We start from the raw sequence: 17,827 nt of genomic DNA, 5'->3' as shown, positions 1-17,827 counted from the left end.
AACTACTCAATCAGGCCGCGCCGAATGGCATAAGTCGCCAGCTCGGCCGAATTATGCAGATCCAACTTCTGCATGATCTTGGTGCGATGGGTTTCCACCGTCTTGATGGCGATGGACAAGGTATCGGCGATCTCGCGATTTTTCAGCCCTTGCGCGATAAGACGCAGAACTTCCAGTTCGCGCGCGGTCAATGCCGGGACGTTCATTTCACCGCCATCCAGATGCTCGCGCACCTGTTGGACGTCCAAACCCGGCCCCAGATATTGTCGGCCCATGCGCACGGAATTGATGGCGGTCATCAATTCCTCGTGGCCCAAGCGCTTCAAGGCATAACCATCAGCCCCGGCCGCCAAGGCCTCGGCCACCCGGCGCTCGCAATTGGCCACGGTCAAGATCAAGACCCGGATCTGCGGCGCCGCCCGCTTCAGCCGCCGCGTCGCCTCGACGCCATCGACACCGGGCATGGATAAATCCATCAAGACGATATCCGGTTTCAAGCTTTTAGCCATGTCAACGGCTGCGGCCCCATCTTCGGCTTCACCGACGATCAGCACGTCTTCGGCCTTCAACAAGGCGGCCAACCCCTGGCGCACGAGTAATTGATCCTCGGCGATCAGGATGCGAATGGGCACTTAGGTTCTCCTCACCCGGTTGCATTTTGTTTGGGGGCCAGGGCACAAGATGCACCATTTAGGCGATGAAATCGAGAACCGACATACAGCCCACCATATACATCGCCAACAGCCCTTGTCGCACCGGACTTATGCACATAATCTATACAGCAGATGCCATATGCGGAGTTTTTAGGCAATGAAGATCGCCGTCGCCAGTTCCGACTTCCGTTCGGTCAGCGGCCATGCCGGCCGCGCCAAGCGCTGGCTTGTGTTCACCATCGATGAGAATTCTGCTGTTTCAGCCCCGCAGCAACTGGAATTGCCGGGAGAACAGGTTTTCCATTACGTCGAGGAAAATGGCGGCGCCCATCCGTTGGACGGCATTGATGCGGTCATCACCTTGTCGGCGGGGGATGGCTTCGTCAAACACATGGAAAAGCGCGGCGCCATCGTCGCCCTGACGGCGGAAAAAGACGCGGCCAAGGCGGTCCATGATTATCTGGCCCAAACCCTGTCCGACCCCAAACCGCACCCCATCGGCGCCCTTATCTGCAAGACGCTGGACTTGTTTTCCAAGCATAAATAAATCCCCCGCCCCCCCCCCCCCCGCGACAGGCCATACCTTAGAACGAGGCTGCCGCGCAAAATAAGCACGGCATAGCGCCTTTTGCGCCATTCTCCGAACCACCTCTCCTATGAGACACTACAAGCGAAATGGATAGCCTATTCGTTTAGCTGAACGGAATGGACGCATCCTCGCCTGGGGAGGGCACCGTATGAACTTGCGCGCACGGGTTTTGATTGGCAACGTCGCGATCGGCACCTTGGCAGTCTTCGTCTCCGGGGTCATGGCCTGGGAATCGGCCCAGGATTTGGCTGACCAAAACAAAGCCGGGATCATCCTGGCCGCCTTCCACCAGGAACTCAAACTCAACGGCAATTTCGGCGCCGAGCGCGGCGCCTGGGGCCAGGCCTTGCAGGCGGAAAATGCCGCCACCCCGGACGATCTGGCCAAAGTGCAAAAAATCACCGCGGAGACCGACGGCTACATGCAGGCCGCGATCGAACAGTCGCGCATTGCCGGTCTGTCCTTGACCGCGTTGGAAGCGGCGCAGAACGCGTTGAAAAGCTTGCGCGCCACTTCCTTGACCGCACTTGCCAAGGCAAAAGCCGAACGACCGGATAACGCCCTGAGCGCCAATGTCGATAGCTTCGTCACCGTGGTCAACCAAGTCAACCAAGCAACCAACCAAGCCTATCGCGCCTTGGGCTTGGCGGCGCCGAACCTGAGCAGTGCCGCCGGCTTGGCCCTGTTGGCGCAAGAGATGCGCAACGTCAACGGCATGCGCTCGTCCAACTTGGGCATCTACGCGCGCAATGCCCCATTTTCCCCCGAACGCCTGAACAGCGCCACCGAACAGACCGGCCAAGTCGCCTTGTTGTGGAAAATGCTGCAACAAGAAGTCAAAAGCCAGGACGAGCCACCGAAGCTGAAAGAAGCCATCCAGCACGTCCGCTCAACCTTGATGGATGAAGGCGAAAAACGCTTCCAATCCGTGCTGCAAGCCGCCCGAGCCGGCCAACCCTCGCCCGAGAAATGGGGGACGTGGACCACCCAGACGTTGAACAACGTCTTTGTCCTGCGCGATTCCGCCATCGAAAACGCCCAAGACATCAATGGCTTGTCCCGCGCCGACGCCAAGCTCCGGCTTACCCTTTCGGTCGGTGTCTTGCTGACGGCTCTGCTGTTGATTGGGGCGGTGTTGCGGGTGATGTCGCGCAAGGTGATCCGCCCGCTGACCGACCTGACCAAGCTGATGACCCGACTGGCCGAACATGACTTGGCGGTGGAGATCACAGGGGCCGAGCGCGCCGACGAAATCGGGTCGATGGCCAAGGCCATGCAAATCCTGCGCGACAATTCGCTGCGGGCCGATACTCTGGCCGAGGAACAAAAGCGCGATCGCGAAACCCGCGAGAAGCGGGCGAAGATGCTCGAAGAAATGGCGCGCGGTTTCGACACCGAAGTCTCCGGCGTGCTGGACGGCGTGACCGAGGCGTTGACGGCAACTCGAGCACACCGCCGCCGCCATGAACGATATATCCCAGCATACCACCACCCAAGTCGGCACGGTGGCCGCCGCCTCGCAAGAGGCTTCGCTCAGTGTGCAGACGGTCGCCTCGGCCGCCGAGGAACTGTCCGCCTCCATCGCCGAAATCGCTCGGCAAGTGGCCCAATCCAACCAAGCGTCGCAAGCCGCCGCCGAAGAGGCGCATCAAACCAACACATTGGTGCAAAGCCTCGCCTCGACCTCGACCCGCATCGGCGACGTGGTCAGCCTGATCAACAATATCGCCAGCCAGACCAACTTGCTGGCGTTGAACGCCACCATCGAGGCGGCGCGGGCCGGTGAAGCCGGCAAGGGCTTCGCCGTCGTCGCCAATGAAGTGAAGTCGTTGGCCAACCAGACAGCCAAGGCCACCGACGAGATTACTTCTCAGATTCAAGAAGTCCAAGCGGCGACGCGCGAGACGGTCAACGCCATCCGCAGCATTGTCGGACGCATCGAGGAAATCAACCACATCGCCACCGCCATCGCCGCCGCAGTAGAGGAACAATCCTCGGCGACCCAGGAAATCGCCCGCAACGTCCAGCAAACGGCAGACGGCACCCAGCAGGTTTCGACCAATATCGCCGGCGTCAGCCGTTCCGCCAGCGAAACCGGCCAAGCCGCCGAACAGGTGCTCAGCAGTTCGCAAACCGTGGCTCGCGGCACCGGCGAATTGCGCGCCACCGTCACCGCCTTCCTTGGTAACGTCCGCGCGTTGTAGGCGACCAACAAAAAGGGGAGCCTTTCGGCTCCCCTGATGTTGTCTCGGCGCTTGGGGTTATTCCACCGCCTCGCCGCGAGCCTTGGAATAGCCGATGCTTTGCAGCGATTCGTCGATTTCTTCCAAGATGGCCGGATCGTCGATGGTCGCCGGCATCTTGTAATCCTGGTTGTCGGCGATCTTTTGCATGGTGCCGCGCAAGATCTTGCCCGACCGGGTCTTGGGCAAACGCTTGACCACGGTGCAGCTTTTGAAGGCGGCGACCGGGCCGATGGTTTCACGCACCAGCTTGACCGCTTCCTTGACCACTTGCTCGTCCGACTTGGTGACGCCGGCTTTCAGACAGATGAAGCCCAGCGGCAATTGCCCCTTCAACTGGTCGGCGACGCCGATGACGGCGCATTCGGCCACGTCGGGATGGCTGGCCAGCACTTCTTCCATCTGACCGGTGGACAGACGGTGGCCGGCGACGTTGATGATGTCGTCGGTCCGGCTCATGACATAGACATAGCCGTCTTCGTCGATCATGCCGGCATCGGCGGTCTTATAGAAACCGGGATATTCGGCCATGTAGCTTTCGAAGAAGCGATCCTCGGCATTCCACAGGGTATAGAAGGTGCCGGGCGGCAACGGCAGCTTGACCACCAGCGAGCCGGTCTGCCCCGGCTTGCACGAATGATGGCCTTCGTCGAGGACTTGCAAGTCCCATCCGGGCGCGGCCTTGGTCGGCGAACCGGGCTTGACCGGGAACTCATGCAGGCCCAGGCAATTGGCGGCGATGGCCCAGCCGGTTTCGGTCTGCCACCAGTGATCGACCACCGGAACCTTCAAATTGGTCTGCGCCCATTTGATGGTATCGGGATCGGAACGCTCGCCGGCCAGGAACAAGGCCTTCAGGCAGCTCATGTCGTACTTGCCCAGCAATTCGGCGTTGGGATCTTCGCGCTTGATGGCACGAAACGCGGTCGGCGCGGTGAAAAGCGCGGTGATCTTGTGCTGGCTGATCATGCGCCAGAAGGCGCCGGCATCGGGGGTGCCCACCGGCTTGCCTTCGTAGACAACGGTGGTGGCGCCGTGCAGCAAGGGCGCGTAGCAAATGTAAGAGTGACCAACCACCCAACCCACGTCGGACGCGGCCCAGAACACCTGGCCCGGCTCGATGTTGTAGACGTTCTTCATGGTCCACTTCAGCGCCACCATGTGGCCGCCATTGTCGCGGACCACGCCCTTGGGCTGGCCGGTGGTGCCCGAAGTGTACAAAATGTACAGCGGATCAGTGGCGGCGACCGGCACGCAATCGGCCGGATCGGCCTTGGCCGCCTCGGCCCAATCGACGTCACGCGGCGCGGTCATGGCGGCGGCCACTTGCGGGCGCTGCAAGATGACGGTATGGGCCGGCTTGTGATCGGCCAGCTCGATGGCATGGTCCAAGAGCGGCTTATAGGGGATGACGCGGGCGGTTTCGATCCCGCACGAAGCCGAGACGATCACCTTGGGTTGGGCATCGTTGATGCGGGTGGCCAACTCGTTCGAGGCGAAGCCGCCGAACACCACCGAGTGCACCGCGCCCAGACGGGCGCAAGCCAACATGGCGACCACCGCTTCCGCCACCATCGGCATGTACAAAAGGACGCGGTCGCCCTTGTCCACGCCCAGGCCGCGCAGCAGGCCGGCGAAGCGCGACACCTGATCCTTCAACTCGTCATAGGTGATGGTCTTGACGGTGTCGGTGACCGGGCTGTCATAGATGATCGCGGCTTGGGCGCCACGGCCGGCCTTGACGTGACGGTCGATGGCGTTGTAGCAGGTGTTGACCTCGCCCCCGGTGAACCAGCGATAGAACGGCTTGCGCGAATCATCCAGAACCTTGTCCCAGGTCTTGTACCAGTGGATGTCCTTGGCGGCTTCGGCCCAAAACCCCTCGGGGTCGGTCAGCGAGCGCTCGTAAGCCTGTTGATACGCATTGGTCATTGATGCCGTTCCCTCTGCTTTAACGATCTTTCCCCGTGGTTAGGGTCCAGCCCCTCCCTTCAGAGGCGGTCAAGATGCACCAGACGCGAAATTTTTGCAAAGGGCCAATCACTGGAAATGCAACAGAACTTATCTTATGCGGGCAAGTACGCCATAAAATATCGTCGGAACCACAGATTTCGTCACCGGAATGCGGAAATAAAATAACCTGAAAGTGCAATCATTCCAAATAAAGGCACCCGCCGGCGCGATGACCGACGGGTGCCTTTTCACGGCAAAAATACCTTACAAACAACACACTACGATGATTTCACGACCAACCGGACGGCACATTTCCCGCCCAGATCAACCGTGCGTCACAAAAATCCTTAGTGTGGGTTACCGGTGCCGAAACGCAGCAATTCGTCCTTGATGCGCAATTTCTTGCGCTTCAAATCGGCGATCTGGCTTTCGTCGGGAAGGGGGCGGCGCGTTTCGCTTTCGATGGCGGTATCCAGCGCGGCATGGCGGGCTCTCAAAGACTCGATCCGGTCCTGAAGGCTCATTACAATCCTCCCTGTATGTGGGCTAAGGTGGGTAGCCTAAGACAGAGATCCATCCGCTGTCAGCAAAAAAATTGCGTTTTATGCCGCATCGCCTTGGCGAAAGCAATCTACAATCGGCAAAAATCAGGAGAATGTTTCATGACGGCACATCCGCCCCGCCTGGTGGTCGGCATCAGCGGCGCCTCTGGGGTCGTTTACGGTATCGCCGCCTTGCGCGCCCTGCGCCGGTTGGGAGTGGAAACCCATCTGGTCGTCAGCAAGGCGGCCGAGATCACCTTGGCCCATGAAACCACGGTTAAAGTGGCCCAATTGCGGGCCATGGCCGATCACTGGCACAAGGCCGAGGATATCGCCGCCGCCCCCGCTTCGGGTTCGTTTCGCACGCTGGGCATGCTGGTGGCGCCCTGCTCGATCCGTTCCATGAGTGAAATCGCCAGCGGCGTCACCACTTCGTTACTGACGCGGGCCGCCGACGTCACCTTGAAGGAACGCCGCCGACTGGTGCTGATGGTGCGCGAATCGCCGCTACATGCCGGCCACCTGCGCACCATGCTGCATCTGACCGAGATGGGGGCGGTGATCGCGCCGCCGCTGCCGGCCTTTTACGCCAAGCCGCAAAGCCTGGACGACATGGTCAACCACAGCGTCGGCCGGGCGCTGGATCTGTTCGGCCTGGATGCCGGGATCAGTCGCTGGGGCGAATAGACGTCCGTGAAAAAGTCCCTCGGGTTTGCTTCTTTAAACAAGGCGCGAGGGCACCGCCAAGCGCCCCCGCAAACCCCGAATTACGCCTTCATCTCGCCGATATAGATGCCCAGGCCGCGCGCCGTGTGGGCGATGGTGCCGAAGGGATCGACGGCGCGGGTGATGCCGGCGATTTCCGACAGCGGCACATCGACCACTTGACCATGTTGCCACGCCACCATGCGGTCCATCTTGCCCTGGGCGATCAGATCGACGGCGTGAACGCCAAAGGCCGAGGCGACCAGACGGTCGCGCATGCCCGGCGTGCCGCCGCGCTGGACGTGGCCCAGCACGGTGACGCGGGTTTCCGCCTCGATCATCTTGCCCAGTTTGGCCGCCAAATATTGACCGATGCCGCCATAGCGGAATTCGCCGTCGGCCTGCACCTGGGTCACCGGCACCCCGCTCTCGGTCTTGCAGCCTTCGGCCACCACCACAAGCGCGTGGTTGCGGCCTTCCTGGTTGACCTCGTGCAGCTTGGCGACGATGCCTTCCAGGCTATAGGGGATTTCCGGGATCAAGATGACGTCGGCCCCGCCGCCGATGCCCGAGGACAGGGCGATATGGCCAACGTCACGGCCCATCAGTTCCAGAATCATCACCCGATGATGGCTGGCGGCGGTGGGGGCAAGGCGGTCGATGGCTTCGGTCGCCACCCCCAGGGCGGTGACGTAGCCGATGGCGTAATCGGTATGGGCGACGTCGTTGTCGATGGTCTTGGGGATACCGACCATGGGCACGCCGCCCTGCTTGCACAGCTTGTTCAAGATGCGCATGGAGCCGTCGCCGCCGATGACGATCAGACCGTCGAGCCCCAATTCCTGATAGCCTTCGACGAATTCATCCGACCGATCCTTGGTGGTGCCGTCGGGCATGGGATAGGCGAAGGGGTCGCCCTTGTTGATGGTGCCCAAGATGGTGCCGCCCATGCGCAGCATCTCGCCCGAGGCGACCGAAAGATCGAATTCGCAATAATCCAGCGGCCGATTCATCAGCCCCAGACTGCCGTCGCGGATCCCGAACACCCGCCAGCCATAGCCGCGGATGGCGCGGTGCACCACGGCGCGCAAGGCGGCGTTGAGGCCGGCGCAATCACCGCCGCTGGTCAGGATGCCGATACGCTTGGTTTTGGACATGGGGTCCCCCGGAAAGTTCATGACCTTACCCATACCGTTTCACATCGAGTTCTGCTAGTGTCAACCATGCTGAACTCTTCAAGTGTCGCCAATTCATAATGATCGACGAAAATATCGAAGAAATCCGTCGCCAACTGGCGGACCTGCTGAGCGAGCATCGCGATCTGGATGATGTGATCAACCGCATCGCCGCCGATCCGCTTCAGGACCAGTTGCAACTACAGCGGCTGAAAAAGCGTAAGCTGGCGCTGAAGGATCAGATCAGCACGCTGGAGAACCAGCTGATTCCCGACATCATCGCCTGAACCGGCGAGCAGGCGGGAACCCAATCCCCCTCCGTCTTGGATTATTCATGTCCGCGCCGTCACGTTTTATCGTCCTCATCCTCGGCACCTTGACTGCCCTGGCGCCGCTTGCCATCGACATGTATCTGCCGGCGCTGCCGCAAATGCAGACCGATTTCGCCGCCAGCACCGCCCAGGTTCAGATTACCCTGGCCGCTTTCCTGGCCGGATTCGCCCTGGGGCCGGCATTGTATGGCCCGGTTTCCGATGGCTGGGGCCGCAAGCTGCCGCTTTATGCCGGGTTGGGCCTATTCACCTTGACCTCGCTGGCCTGCCTGTTCGCCCCCACGGTGGAATGGTTCACCATCGCCCGCTTCTTTCAAGCCATCGGCGCCTGTGCCGGCGGCGTCATCGGCCGCGCCATGGTCCGCGACCTTTACCCCCCGCAAGAAACCCAACGGGTCTATGCCTCGCTGATGCTGGTCATGGGCGCCGCCCCCATCGTCGCCCCCATGGCCGGCAGCTTGCTGATCAACCAGTTCGGCTGGCGTTCGATCTTCGCCACCCAGGCCTTGCTGGGGGCCGCGTGTCTGATCTTGCTGCATCGTTGGCTGGTGGAAAGCCACCCGCCGCATCTGCGGCACCGTGCCGGTTTTCTTGGCGCTTTGCGCGCCTATGCTCGCCTGCTGGCCGATCGCTCGTTCATGGCCTATGCCCTGGCCGGCAGCGCCGGCATGGCTGGCCTGTTCACCTATATTTCCGGCTCACCCTTTGTCCTGATCCAATATCACGGGGTGGCGCTGGATCATTTCGGCTGGATTTTCGGCGCCAACGCCTTTGGCTTCATCCTCGCCGGTCAGATCAATGGCCGGGTGTTGCACAAACTGGACCGTCACAAGGTGCTGGCGGTGGCGCAATGGGTGCAACTGGTCCTGGCGACAGGGCTTGTCTTGATCGCCGCCACCGATTTCGGCGGTGTCGTCGGCTTGTCGGCGGGCTTGTTCGTCACCATCGCCTGTATCGGCTTCATCGCCCCCAATTCCGCTGTCCTGGTGATGGCCCCACGCGGCGGCGCCATCGCCGGCACCGCCTCGGCCTTGTTGGGGATGCTGCAATTCGCCATCGGCGCCTGTGCTTCGGCCCTGGTCGGGCTGGTTCACGCCCATTCCGCCGTGCCCATGGCAGCGGTGATCCTGGGCTTCGCCCTGATGGGGCCGCTATCGCTGCGGCTCTTGAAAAAGACTTAATCCAATCCCCGGCGATGGCGATCAGCGGCGGCCACCGCCTGCTCCGCCCCCTCGCCCGCGGTCAGCACATGTAGGCCACAGGCCGATTGCAGGGGAATGCGTTGCCCCAGCCACATATAAGGTGGGTCGGTCATATGGGCGATGATTTCATCAAGCTTGATCCCGGCCTGGGCAAAATCCGCCCCCGGCAACAAAATGGCGAAATCCGAGCCGCCCAAGCAGCCGACCACATCGGTGGTGCGCAAGGCGCCGATGACGGTGGCGCAGATATGGCGCAACGCCCCTTCGCCAGCGGCCAAACCATGCAATTGCCGCAACGCCTCGACGCCGGCGACTTGGATCAGGGCGACCACCCCACTGCCGCCACCGACCAGATAACCATCCACTTCCCGCATGAAAGCCCGCCGCGTCAGGCAGGGAACGACGGAATGGCGGTCGGATTGCTGTTCCAGCCAGGTCTGACGCCGGTCGGCCTGTTCGCTTTTCCAGCGCAGCCGCTCCAACTCAGCCAACAGCGGCAACAATGCCGCCAAAACCTCGGGCGTCACCCTGTCCGCCGGCAAACCCAGCACCGAAGCGGCGTCGGCGCTGCTGTGCGATGATGATTTATCGGGGTTTTCATAGGCATGAGGCGGCAGATGACGGCGCTGGCCTTCGTGCGGCTCGCGTCCGAATTCGTGAATGACGTTGGCTCTGAACACCTTTTCGGTGCGATAATCGTCGCTCATGGCGCCCCCGGTCTTCTTCCGGTTCAAGTTTGAAGTGTAGCACACCCAAAGCAATGCTTGCACGAGTTCCGCCGATTTCTATAATCCCTCCCTTTCCTTGCCAGGAAAGAATAGGGATATGAGCCAAAGCACCCCGGTTATCGGCATCATCATGGGCAGCCAGTCCGATTGGGAAACCATGCGGCACACGGTTGAAGTGCTGGTGGAATTACAGGTCCCGTACGAAACCCGCGTGGTTTCAGCCCATCGCACGCCCAAGCGTCTTTACGACTATGCCACCGGCGCCAAAGGGCGCGGTCTCAAGGTCATCATCGCTGGCGCTGGCGGCGCCGCCCACCTGCCGGGCATGGCCGCCGCCATGACCACCTTGCCGGTGCTGGGGGTGCCGGTGGAAAGCCGGGTGTTGAAAGGCGTCGACAGCTTGCATTCCATCGTCCAGATGCCCGGCGGCGTGCCGGTGGGGACGCTGGCCATCGGCAAGGCCGGCGCCACCAATGCCGGTTTGCTGGCCGCCTCGATCATCGCCTTGATGGACCCGGCCTTGGCGACGCGTCTGGAAGAATGGCGCGAGCGGCAAACCCAGGCGGTGGCGGAAAAGCCCGTTGACGCCGAAAACCCAGAATTGATCGTTTAAGCATCATGAACACCCCTGTGGCCCCTGGCGGCACCATCGGCATCATCGGCGGCGGACAATTGGGACGGATGGCCGCCCTGGCCGCCGCGCGACTGGGCTATCGCGTCCACGTCTTCACCCCGGAAGCCGACAGCCCGACCGAACAGGTCGCCGCCCAAGCCACGGTGGCGGCCTATGACGACATGGCGGCGCTGGAAGCCTTTGCCCGCGCCGTCGATGTCGTCACCTTCGAGTTCGAGAACATCCCCGCCGCTTCGGTGCGGCTGCTCACCTCGCTGGTGCCGGTGCGGCCATCGTGGAAAGTGCTGGAAGTCGCCCAGGACCGCATCAGCGAAAAGCGCTTTTTCAACGGGATCGGCATTGCCACCGCGCCATGGGCGGAAATCAACTCCGCCGCCGAGCTGAAAGCGGCGGTGGATACCATCGGCCGGCCGGCGGTGCTGAAAACCACACGGCTGGGATATGACGGCAAGGGACAGGTGAAAATCACCGCCCAGACCGATCTGGACCAAGCCTGGGCCAGCATGGACGGCGCCCCCGCCGTGCTGGAAGGGTTTATCGATTTCGCCGGCGAAATCTCGGTCATCGTTGCCCGTGGGCTTGATGGATTTTGCGCCACCTTCGATCCCGCCTGGAACATCCATACCAACCATATCCTTGACACCACCACCATCCCCGCCCCGATCTCGGCCCCGCTGGCCGAGCGCGCCACCCAGGTCGCCCTAAAGGCCGCCCAAGCGCTGGATCTGGTTGGCTTGCTGGCGGTGGAAATGTTCGTCACCAAGGCCGGCGAGGTCCTGGTCAATGAAATGGCGCCGCGCCCGCATAATTCCGGCCACTGGACCATGGACGCCTGCGTCACCGACCAGTTCGAGCAATTCATCCGCGCCGTCTGCGGCCTGCCGCTGGGCAACCCGGAACGTCATTCCGACGCGGTGATGACCAATCTGATCGGCGATGACGTCGATCAATGGCTGGACGTCCTGAAAGAACCCGGCGCCAAGCTGCATTTGTACGGCAAGGCGCAAGCCCGCCCTGGCCGTAAAATGGGCCATGTCACCCGGATTCAGCCGCGCCAATACTGATTTCATAATTCCTGATTGACGCCCCCCTTCCGATACCCGATTTTGCTAACGCTGCCTTGCAAAGGCGGCCACGCAAGAACAATCACCAGGGAGGCTCGTCACCATGTCCTCGCGCCTGATCCGCGACGTTATCAAGAATCAATCGGTCGTTGCCCTGCCGCACACCGCCACCGTGCGCCAAGCAGCCCAGGAAATGGCCAAACGCCGCATCGGCGCCGTCGTCATCGTCGATGAGGGGACGCTGTCGGGCATCTTCACCGAACGCGACGGCCTGTTCCGTGTCCTCGCCGAAGGCCTCGACCCCGACACCACCACGCTGGATCAGGTGATGTCGTCCAAGCTGTCGACGATCGCCCCCGACCGGCCGCTGTTGCACGCCCTGCACATCATGCACGACCACGGATTCCGCCACATGCCGGTGGTCCAAGGCGGCAAGCCCGTGGGTATGCTGTCGATCCGCGACGCCTTGGATTACGAGCTGGTTCATTTCGTCAAAGAGATTGAAAAGAAGGAAGCCCTGACCGAAATAATCCGCTGACCCGGCGCTTTGGGTCGGTTGATGACGAAACCGTGGCACCCCGGTTTCACCGTTGACCGGCCGCCCCGGATGCGAGATTTTGCCACTCCGGGGGATGCACCCCAGGCCAACTGACGGGATAGATCCTTGGAAGAGCTTCTTCAGACGATCCTGAACGATTACGGTTTCTTGCTCTATCCGTTGATCCTGGTGTGGACCTTCGTCGAAGGCGAGACCGTGGTGATCCTGTCAGGGGCCTTGGCCTCTGAACACAAGTACAACATCAACGTTGAATTGTTGGCCCTGTTCGCCTTTGCCGGCAGCTTCGCCGGTGACCAGCTTTACTATTACATCGGCCGTCGTTACGGCACGCCGCTGCTCAATCGCTGGCCGACCCTGGGGGCCAAGATCGACTGGGCCTTCCAACTGGTCAAAACCCATCCGACCTTGTTCATCTTGTCGTTCCGCTTCATCTATGGCGTGCGCAACATCGCCCCCTTCGTCATCGGCATTTCCGGGGTGGCGCGCCTGCGCTATATGGCGCTCAATGCCATTGCCGCCATGATCTGGGCGCACAGCTTCGCCTGGGGCGGCTATTTCCTCGGCCGCGTGCTTGAAGATTGGCTGGGTGACAACAAGTGGTACATGCTGGTGGGGTTCGTCATCATCGCCTTGACCGTCGGCCTGTACGGCTATTTCCGCAACAAGCGGCGGATGAAGGCGATCGAGGCCAAGGAACAGGCCGAAGACACCGCCCCTGCACGCTCGGATCAATAACCGTCTGGCGACAATCCACGCGCCCGCCGCACCTCGACCATGCGGGCACGACGCATCTGATACTCGGACAGCCGGGCCTGACGATAGGCCTCGGCGATCTGCCGGGCCTCACCGCGATACGCCGCCTGCTGGTCGCGCCACGCCTGACGCTGTTCCTCGACACGCGGCGACGATGGCACCAGCCCCGGCCCCTTCCCCGGCTTGATCGGCTGGAGTTGCGGCCGCGCCAGCGAAGCCATCTGGGTACTGCCCGCCCCTTCCCACACCTTCATCAGCCGCTCGCGATAAGCCGCGGCCAAATGCGGGGTCTGGCTATGATAATAAGAGGCCGCCGTCACCCAATTGTCTGTGGCGCCGAACAGGCCTTTCAGAAAACGGGCGGCATAGCCGACATTGGCCACCGGCTCGAATGCCTCGTCCAGCGAGGAAAAGGCAGTGGGGTGATACATCAGGTTGATCTGCATGCAGCCGACATCGATGCTTTTGACCCCCTTGCCCTGCAAACGCCGGACTTCGGCAATGGCTTCCCCCTTGGTGGGGAAATATTTTCCCTCCCCCTGCGAGGTCACCGTCCACGGCCAGGCAAGGGTTGCCTTGTAATCGCGGTCGTAACGCCCCGATTCGACCACCGAGATGGAATTGAGCAAACGGCTGGGAATGCCATACAGACGCTCATTCTTGCCAGCTTCCTCGGCACATTGCGTCTCTGGCGGCAAAGACGGCGCGGCCCAAACGGCCCGCAGCGGCGCGGCCAAGGCCATCGCCGCCATTCCCGTCATCATCATCTGCCGCCAAAAGCCCATATCACCCAACCTCACCCGGACGATTGCCCGAGCAAATACAATGCACACACCATGCCAGTGATCAAAGTATCACAAAGGGCGCCGTCACATGCCTGGAATGCGTTGATGCAAAATCAAGCAATTCCGTACCTTTAACACTTTTATGCCGCTTTCGAACGCATTTTCCCCTTGCGCTGCGCTGCGGAAAGACCTAATTATTGCACTGCAACAAACGGAACGTCTTCTGACCTATTCCCTTGTTGCCTTTCTTGGACGTTTCCTCCCTAAACTTGAGCCTGCACTTCGGTGCAGGCTTTTTTTTGGCTTAAATCAAGGTATTAGCGGCTTTTTACGTATATTAGAAAATCGCAAAATGTACGTGGAAAATGTACGTACGGAATGTCCGCGCCTACACCCGACTGGAATCTGGCGAACCATCGCCACCACCGGCTTCGGAAAGTGGCTTACCAATTTCGGCGCTGCGTTGCACCCAAAGGCCTGCTCGCGCCACCACGGCTGCTTGCCGTCCACGCCTTGTGGCTGGCCTCAGGCCACCACTTAATACCCACCACCTCGACCGACGCGGCGATATCCGCGACAGAGCGGAAAAGCACCTACGGATCGTCCTTGGATGGCAGGAAGCCGTGTCGTTGCAAGAGTGCAGCGGCATCAGGGTCGGCCCACACAAAGATTCGCGACGCAGCTACTCAAGGTTAGTCAATAAAACAAGTAACCATACAATAAAATAAACAAATCCACCTTTGACACACATCGGGTATAGGCTTCCTTTAGTTCAAATTTAAGGAGGTTGCCCATGGCAATGCACTTCACAAGATTCGCCCCATTTAGCTCTGGGGGTGTAAGATGAGCAATTCAACGTTTCTAGCCCTTTCACCCGAGGGCTTCCAGCTTGTAGCTGACGCCTTGGACGACGAGTATCACCCCCATTGCTGGAGCCGGGACGATGCAATGTGGTCCATCTACTGGCTGATCGGAAAACGCCCTTGGCGCATCAAACGCCTTGGCCTGGACGTGATGATGCAGGCTCTTACTTCTGCCCTGAGCGTCATTACTCGCCTTGACGATGACAGCATGCGCCAGCTTGCGGTTCTTGGCTATCAAGCGAGAAAGATTCGCGAGATCACCGACCGGGAGCCTCGCGATCTCTGGCCCGCGCTCGCCACCACTCCCATTAGAGAGGTTCTGGACGATATCATCGGCTAAGTCAGATGCGGATACCCGCCGCCGTCACCGACGCGGCGATCTCCGCGATAGACCGATACAGCATCAGCGGATCATCCTTGGACGGCAAGAATCCGCGTCGTTTCCAGAATTCAGCAGCGTCAGGATCGATGGCATTAACCATCAAGGCACGACCGCCGATCAACCGCGCCCCCTGTACACAGCGGATCAGGGCATGGCGCAGCAGGCCGGTGCCGATACCATGACCGGCCCAGTCCAGATCGGTCGCCAGTTGCCCCAGCAACAGACACGGTACAGGATTGGGTGGCTGCCCCGTTTTGATCGAACGGGGCAGCACGGTCGGGACCACTGCCGTGGGAGCCAAACCGTAATAGCCCACCACCCGACCTGCATCATGGACGACCATCACAACCGTGAAGCCCTTCTCCTGATTGGACAGGGCGCGGGTCTGGAGCCAATGATCGAGTGCAGGCTTGCCACAGGTGAACTGCGATACGTCGTGGGTAGCGTTCAATGGCTCAGGAGCAGACAAAGGCATCGACGGTCAGCCTTGCCCGCTTTCCCGTTCCCACGGCGCAGGACGCTTCAGAACTTCGACCATGGGAGCCACTGGTGCCGCCGGGGACGACAGCACCGCCATGAACTCGGCAAACCCTTCCTGGCTCATGCGGATCAGACCCGCCTCCATCAGCACGGCCTCTGCGGCACGCACTGCTGCCTCGCGCACGAAATCGGTTCGTGACCGCCCACGCAACTGGGCCGCACGATCAATGATGGCGAGATCAGCGTCGGGCAGGCGCATGGACAGCGGATGGTCTTTGCGATTGGCGGTGACGGGCATGCGGTGACTCCCTGGTGTTGGGGCTAATATGCTCCGCTGTAGTGCGTTTTGCAATACGATGGATGAGGTCGGCCCGCCGTTCAGGGTTGCCCTTGCCAACTCTTATCACTAACTGATATGTGTTGAGGATGGGCCGCGCCGATGAAACCCTCTCGTACCTACTCGACCTCGATGGTGAGGAGATCATCTACGACGGCGGTCATGTCGCACGATTCAAGGTCAAGGAGATCGGCGCGACGCCCGAGAAGCCCCACGGCATCTCGTACTCGCTGACCTTCCACGCACGAGATGGTCGGCGGTTGATGGGCTACGACAACGCCCATGGTGTTGCCCATCGTGGCGGTAAATTTGTCGAGCGGCATGCTGCCTTCGACCATTGGCACCGTGACGAAACGGACGAAGGTCGGCCCTATCAGTTCGTCACCGCCGAGAAGCTGATTGCCGATTTCTTCGATGAGATCGAGCGTATCCTGAAGGAGAAGAACGATGGCTGAGAAGATCAAGGTCGGCATCGCCACCCACGAAGAGCTTCGGAAACGTGCCATTCAGATTGCTCGGGGTGAACGTCGCCGCCAATCCGATGAGCCTAAGGTTTGGTTCACGTCCCTGGAATCGATGGCTAAGGTACTGTCGGAGCCGAATCGGAAACTGCTGCGCATCATTGACGAGCAGCACCCCGCGTCGCTTGCCGAGTTAGAGATGCTGAGTGGCCGAAAGGTCAGCAACCTGTCCCGCACCCTCAAGACCATGAGCCAGTACGGGTTGGTTAAACTCGTTCCTGGCAAGCGCGGTTCAGTCGCGCCCGAAGTGCTGGTGCGTGGCGTTCAGATGGAGCTAAACATCGTGGGATAACTGACGACCGTTAGGCCGGGTTTCGTGGCCTTCTGGGGCGTTGGTCAGGCTTCTTAACATAAGCCTTCCATTCTCTGCGAGTGACGGGAGAGTGAAGATAGAAATCAGTTAATAGGTTAACAAACTCCTCGATTTTCTCTCCATCCTCCGCATCTAAATCAAATACAAATTGATCTCCACGTTTTTCGAGAGAAAGGTCGATACCCTTTTCCGCGATGCGTTCGATCAACGCATCTCCGTCAACGTCTTCAATGACACCGTGCTGGGCAGCAGCGGCGAGTTTTTTTGAAAGCTTTGTACTATTTGCAAGTTTATTCTTAATTGCATCGACATTCGCCACTTGAAAGCGTTGAGCGAAAGCATCCATTGCCTTTGCGGCCTTGCTAATCGTGACCGCACGGATATTTGTTAAGCTTTCGAATGCGCCGAGGTTGCAAACATAAATAAAACCGCCCCATTCAAAGAAATCTATTTTTTGGTCAAAATTAACAATCATTCCCTCTACGGGGCGCATTTCGGCAGCATCTTGCTGGAAAAAGGCTGAAATCCCCCGACTTGTTTCCAGAATGATGTCGATGCCTCGCTTGCTTCGAAACAAGCGGAGGATTTTTCCATCGGGGAAATTGATTCTGGTCGCGTAAAATCGCACCTTATCCAAAAATTGGCTATCGCCTCGGAATAGCTCCGCCCAATCTTCATCTGGGAGTTCGTTCAACCAGTCTCCAACTGACTCTGCGTCACCGGTTGCAATCACGCCGACGCTGCCGGTTGCCATCACGTCAAAGTCGAATTCATCGATTGGCCGATCACCAAGGCCTACCTGCAAATCGACGATGGATTCCCTGGTCGCATCGACAAACCGTGACGACAGGTCGCCGTCCATACTGACGCGCTTCCACTTATCCCGCTTTTCTCTTCCGCGCTGTGCATACAGAAAAACGTGACACCCGACCTCATCCGGCCCCTCGAAACCCGCGCGCAAATCCATCAGTGCGGCAGTGGCGTCCTCTATCAGAGCCATCGTTTCCATTCCGT

21 protein-coding genes and 1 pseudogene are annotated in these 17,827 nt (G+C 60.2%); 13 read left to right on the top strand and 9 right to left on the bottom strand.

The features are described from left to right. Positions 1–2: 2 nt before the first annotated feature. Entirely contained in the window at positions 3–632 is a 630-nt protein-coding gene (locus KEC16_RS10150) for a response regulator (RefSeq protein ID WP_211548486.1), read from the bottom strand. Between the two features lie 178 nt (positions 633–810). Here KEC16_RS10150 and KEC16_RS10145 point away from each other — a divergent pair, with 178 nt between their 5' ends. The 3 genes and pseudogenes from KEC16_RS10145 (at position 811) to KEC16_RS19805 (ending at position 3,446) form a co-directional block, all read left to right on the top strand. Continuing rightward, on the top strand, positions 811–1,200 hold the full coding sequence (locus tag KEC16_RS10145; RefSeq protein WP_211548484.1) for a NifB/NifX family molybdenum-iron cluster-binding protein: 390 nt from the start codon (positions 811–813) through the stop codon (positions 1,198–1,200). Positions 1,201–1,390: 190 nt separating this feature from the next. Beyond that, positions 1,391–2,524 (top strand): annotated as a pseudogene (locus KEC16_RS20115) (HAMP domain-containing protein); the annotation flags it as partial. A gap of 382 nt (positions 2,525–2,906) precedes the next feature. Next, complete coding sequence (locus KEC16_RS19805; protein ID WP_346344062.1) at positions 2,907–3,446, top strand: methyl-accepting chemotaxis protein; 540 nt, start codon at positions 2,907–2,909, stop codon at positions 3,444–3,446. Between the two features lie 57 nt (positions 3,447–3,503). Here KEC16_RS19805 and KEC16_RS10135 read toward each other — a convergent pair whose 3' ends face one another. Both KEC16_RS10135 and KEC16_RS10130 read right to left on the bottom strand, forming a co-directional pair. After that, positions 3,504–5,417 (bottom strand): propionyl-CoA synthetase, encoded by a 1,914-nt coding sequence (locus KEC16_RS10135; RefSeq protein WP_211548479.1) that lies wholly within the window; start codon positions 5,415–5,417, stop codon positions 3,504–3,506. Between the two features lie 368 nt (positions 5,418–5,785). Continuing rightward, positions 5,786–5,962, bottom strand: a complete 177-nt coding sequence (locus tag KEC16_RS10130; protein ID WP_211548477.1) for a YdcH family protein — start codon at positions 5,960–5,962, stop codon at positions 5,786–5,788. A gap of 138 nt (positions 5,963–6,100) precedes the next feature. On the opposite strand from KEC16_RS10130, the gene KEC16_RS10125 reads away from it, so the two are divergent. Continuing rightward, positions 6,101–6,667 (top strand): UbiX family flavin prenyltransferase, encoded by a 567-nt coding sequence (locus KEC16_RS10125; protein ID WP_211548475.1) that lies wholly within the window; start codon positions 6,101–6,103, stop codon positions 6,665–6,667. Between the two features lie 80 nt (positions 6,668–6,747). Here the strand turns inward: KEC16_RS10125 and KEC16_RS10120 are convergent, their stop codons facing one another. Then, a complete protein-coding gene (locus KEC16_RS10120; protein WP_211548473.1) occupies positions 6,748–7,842 on the bottom strand; it encodes an ATP-dependent 6-phosphofructokinase in 1,095 nt (364 codons plus the stop codon). 98 nt (positions 7,843–7,940) lie between these two features. On the opposite strand from KEC16_RS10120, the gene KEC16_RS10115 reads away from it, so the two are divergent. Together KEC16_RS10115 and KEC16_RS10110 are read left to right on the top strand one after the other, a co-directional pair. Next, complete coding sequence (locus tag KEC16_RS10115) at positions 7,941–8,147, top strand: YdcH family protein (RefSeq protein WP_211548471.1); 207 nt, start codon at positions 7,941–7,943, stop codon at positions 8,145–8,147. A gap of 47 nt (positions 8,148–8,194) precedes the next feature. Further along, entirely contained in the window at positions 8,195–9,373 is a 1,179-nt protein-coding gene (locus tag KEC16_RS10110) for a multidrug effflux MFS transporter (protein WP_211548469.1), read from the top strand. On the opposite strand, the gene KEC16_RS10105 is transcribed toward KEC16_RS10110, so the two are convergent. After that, complete coding sequence (locus tag KEC16_RS10105; protein WP_211548467.1) at positions 9,370–10,101, bottom strand: GGDEF domain-containing protein; 732 nt, start codon at positions 10,099–10,101, stop codon at positions 9,370–9,372. The genes KEC16_RS10110 and KEC16_RS10105 overlap by 4 nt on opposite strands. A 118-nt stretch (positions 10,102–10,219) precedes the next feature. Between KEC16_RS10105 and purE the strand changes: the two genes are divergently transcribed. From purE to KEC16_RS10085, 4 genes are all read left to right on the top strand, one after another. Beyond that, positions 10,220–10,735 (top strand): 5-(carboxyamino)imidazole ribonucleotide mutase, encoded by a 516-nt coding sequence (gene purE / locus KEC16_RS10100; protein WP_211548465.1) that lies wholly within the window; start codon positions 10,220–10,222, stop codon positions 10,733–10,735. A gap of 5 nt (positions 10,736–10,740) precedes the next feature. Then, complete coding sequence (locus tag KEC16_RS10095) at positions 10,741–11,820, top strand: 5-(carboxyamino)imidazole ribonucleotide synthase (protein WP_211548463.1); 1,080 nt, start codon at positions 10,741–10,743, stop codon at positions 11,818–11,820. Positions 11,821–11,923: 103 nt separating this feature from the next. Then, a complete protein-coding gene (locus KEC16_RS10090) occupies positions 11,924–12,358 on the top strand; it encodes a CBS domain-containing protein (protein ID WP_211548461.1) in 435 nt (144 codons plus the stop codon). A 126-nt stretch (positions 12,359–12,484) separates the two neighbouring features. Next, positions 12,485–13,114, top strand: a complete 630-nt coding sequence (locus tag KEC16_RS10085; protein WP_211548459.1) for a DedA family protein — start codon at positions 12,485–12,487, stop codon at positions 13,112–13,114. On the opposite strand, the gene KEC16_RS10080 is transcribed toward KEC16_RS10085, so the two are convergent. Next, the gene (locus tag KEC16_RS10080; protein WP_211548457.1) at positions 13,108–13,917 is read right to left on the bottom strand and encodes a lysozyme family protein; all 810 of its coding nucleotides are present in this window, start codon (positions 13,915–13,917) and stop codon (positions 13,108–13,110) included. The two genes, KEC16_RS10085 and KEC16_RS10080, sit on opposite strands and share 7 nt — an antisense overlap. Before the next feature lie 843 nt (positions 13,918–14,760). On the opposite strand from KEC16_RS10080, the gene KEC16_RS10075 reads away from it, so the two are divergent. Continuing rightward, positions 14,761–15,120 carry a hypothetical protein gene (locus KEC16_RS10075; RefSeq protein ID WP_211548455.1) on the top strand — a complete coding sequence of 120 codons (360 nt, stop codon included), beginning with the start codon at positions 14,761–14,763 and terminating at the stop codon, positions 15,118–15,120. A gap of 1 nt (position 15,121) precedes the next feature. On the opposite strand, the gene KEC16_RS10070 is transcribed toward KEC16_RS10075, so the two are convergent. Beyond that, positions 15,122–15,637: a GNAT family N-acetyltransferase gene (locus KEC16_RS10070; protein WP_211548453.1), complete on the bottom strand. Its 516-nt coding sequence runs from the start codon at positions 15,635–15,637 to the stop codon at positions 15,122–15,124. Positions 15,638–15,643: 6 nt separating this feature from the next. Continuing rightward, positions 15,644–15,940, bottom strand: a complete 297-nt coding sequence (locus tag KEC16_RS10065; protein WP_211548451.1) for a type II toxin-antitoxin system TacA family antitoxin — start codon at positions 15,938–15,940, stop codon at positions 15,644–15,646. 128 nt (positions 15,941–16,068) lie between these two features. On the opposite strand from KEC16_RS10065, the gene KEC16_RS10060 reads away from it, so the two are divergent. Beyond that, positions 16,069–16,434 (top strand): toxin-antitoxin system TumE family protein, encoded by a 366-nt coding sequence (locus KEC16_RS10060; protein WP_211548449.1) that lies wholly within the window; start codon positions 16,069–16,071, stop codon positions 16,432–16,434. Then, entirely contained in the window at positions 16,427–16,792 is a 366-nt protein-coding gene (locus KEC16_RS10055) for an HVO_A0114 family putative DNA-binding protein (protein WP_211548447.1), read from the top strand. The genes KEC16_RS10060 and KEC16_RS10055 overlap by 8 nt, the downstream gene beginning before the upstream one ends. 10 nt (positions 16,793–16,802) lie before the next feature. Here the strand turns inward: KEC16_RS10055 and KEC16_RS10050 are convergent, their stop codons facing one another. Next, on the bottom strand, positions 16,803–17,813 hold the full coding sequence (locus KEC16_RS10050) for a Kiwa anti-phage protein KwaB-like domain-containing protein (RefSeq protein WP_211548445.1): 1,011 nt from the start codon (positions 17,811–17,813) through the stop codon (positions 16,803–16,805). Positions 17,814–17,827: the final 14 nt, after the last annotated feature.

This window comes from Magnetospirillum sulfuroxidans (assembly GCF_018224925.1).
Classification (GTDB): Bacteria; Pseudomonadota; Alphaproteobacteria; order Rhodospirillales; family Magnetospirillaceae; genus Magnetospirillum; species Magnetospirillum sulfuroxidans.
The sequence above is the reverse complement of the archived record's forward strand: the minus strand, read 5'-3'. Positions and strand labels throughout refer to the sequence as shown.

What these genes read in the sequence shown, in the direction of transcription:
- KEC16_RS10070 (WP_211548453.1), bottom strand. Translation starts at nt 15,637, where the DNA reads ATGCCTTTGTCTGCTCCTGAGCCATTGAACGCTACCCACGACGTATCG.
- KEC16_RS10090 (WP_211548461.1), top strand. Translation starts at nt 11,924, where the DNA reads ATGTCCTCGCGCCTGATCCGCGACGTTATCAAGAATCAATCGGTCGTT.
- KEC16_RS10105 (WP_211548467.1), bottom strand. Translation starts at nt 10,101, where the DNA reads ATGAGCGACGATTATCGCACCGAAAAGGTGTTCAGAGCCAACGTCATT.
- KEC16_RS10125 (WP_211548475.1), top strand. Translation starts at nt 6,101, where the DNA reads ATGACGGCACATCCGCCCCGCCTGGTGGTCGGCATCAGCGGCGCCTCT.
- KEC16_RS10065 (WP_211548451.1), bottom strand. Translation starts at nt 15,940, where the DNA reads ATGCCCGTCACCGCCAATCGCAAAGACCATCCGCTGTCCATGCGCCTG.
- KEC16_RS10130 (WP_211548477.1), bottom strand. Translation starts at nt 5,962, where the DNA reads ATGAGCCTTCAGGACCGGATCGAGTCTTTGAGAGCCCGCCATGCCGCG.
- purE (WP_211548465.1), top strand. Translation starts at nt 10,220, where the DNA reads ATGAGCCAAAGCACCCCGGTTATCGGCATCATCATGGGCAGCCAGTCC.
- KEC16_RS10115 (WP_211548471.1), top strand. Translation starts at nt 7,941, where the DNA reads ATGATCGACGAAAATATCGAAGAAATCCGTCGCCAACTGGCGGACCTG.
- KEC16_RS10060 (WP_211548449.1), top strand. Translation starts at nt 16,069, where the DNA reads ATGGGCCGCGCCGATGAAACCCTCTCGTACCTACTCGACCTCGATGGT.
- KEC16_RS10095 (WP_211548463.1), top strand. Translation starts at nt 10,741, where the DNA reads ATGAACACCCCTGTGGCCCCTGGCGGCACCATCGGCATCATCGGCGGC.
- KEC16_RS10055 (WP_211548447.1), top strand. Translation starts at nt 16,427, where the DNA reads ATGGCTGAGAAGATCAAGGTCGGCATCGCCACCCACGAAGAGCTTCGG.
- KEC16_RS10110 (WP_211548469.1), top strand. Translation starts at nt 8,195, where the DNA reads ATGTCCGCGCCGTCACGTTTTATCGTCCTCATCCTCGGCACCTTGACT.
- KEC16_RS10120 (WP_211548473.1), bottom strand. Translation starts at nt 7,842, where the DNA reads ATGTCCAAAACCAAGCGTATCGGCATCCTGACCAGCGGCGGTGATTGC.
- KEC16_RS10145 (WP_211548484.1), top strand. Translation starts at nt 811, where the DNA reads ATGAAGATCGCCGTCGCCAGTTCCGACTTCCGTTCGGTCAGCGGCCAT.
- KEC16_RS10080 (WP_211548457.1), bottom strand. Translation starts at nt 13,917, where the DNA reads ATGGGCTTTTGGCGGCAGATGATGATGACGGGAATGGCGGCGATGGCC.
- KEC16_RS10075 (WP_211548455.1), top strand. Translation starts at nt 14,761, where the DNA reads ATGAGCAATTCAACGTTTCTAGCCCTTTCACCCGAGGGCTTCCAGCTT.
- KEC16_RS10050 (WP_211548445.1), bottom strand. Translation starts at nt 17,813, where the DNA reads ATGGCTCTGATAGAGGACGCCACTGCCGCACTGATGGATTTGCGCGCG.
- KEC16_RS10135 (WP_211548479.1), bottom strand. Translation starts at nt 5,417, where the DNA reads ATGACCAATGCGTATCAACAGGCTTACGAGCGCTCGCTGACCGACCCC.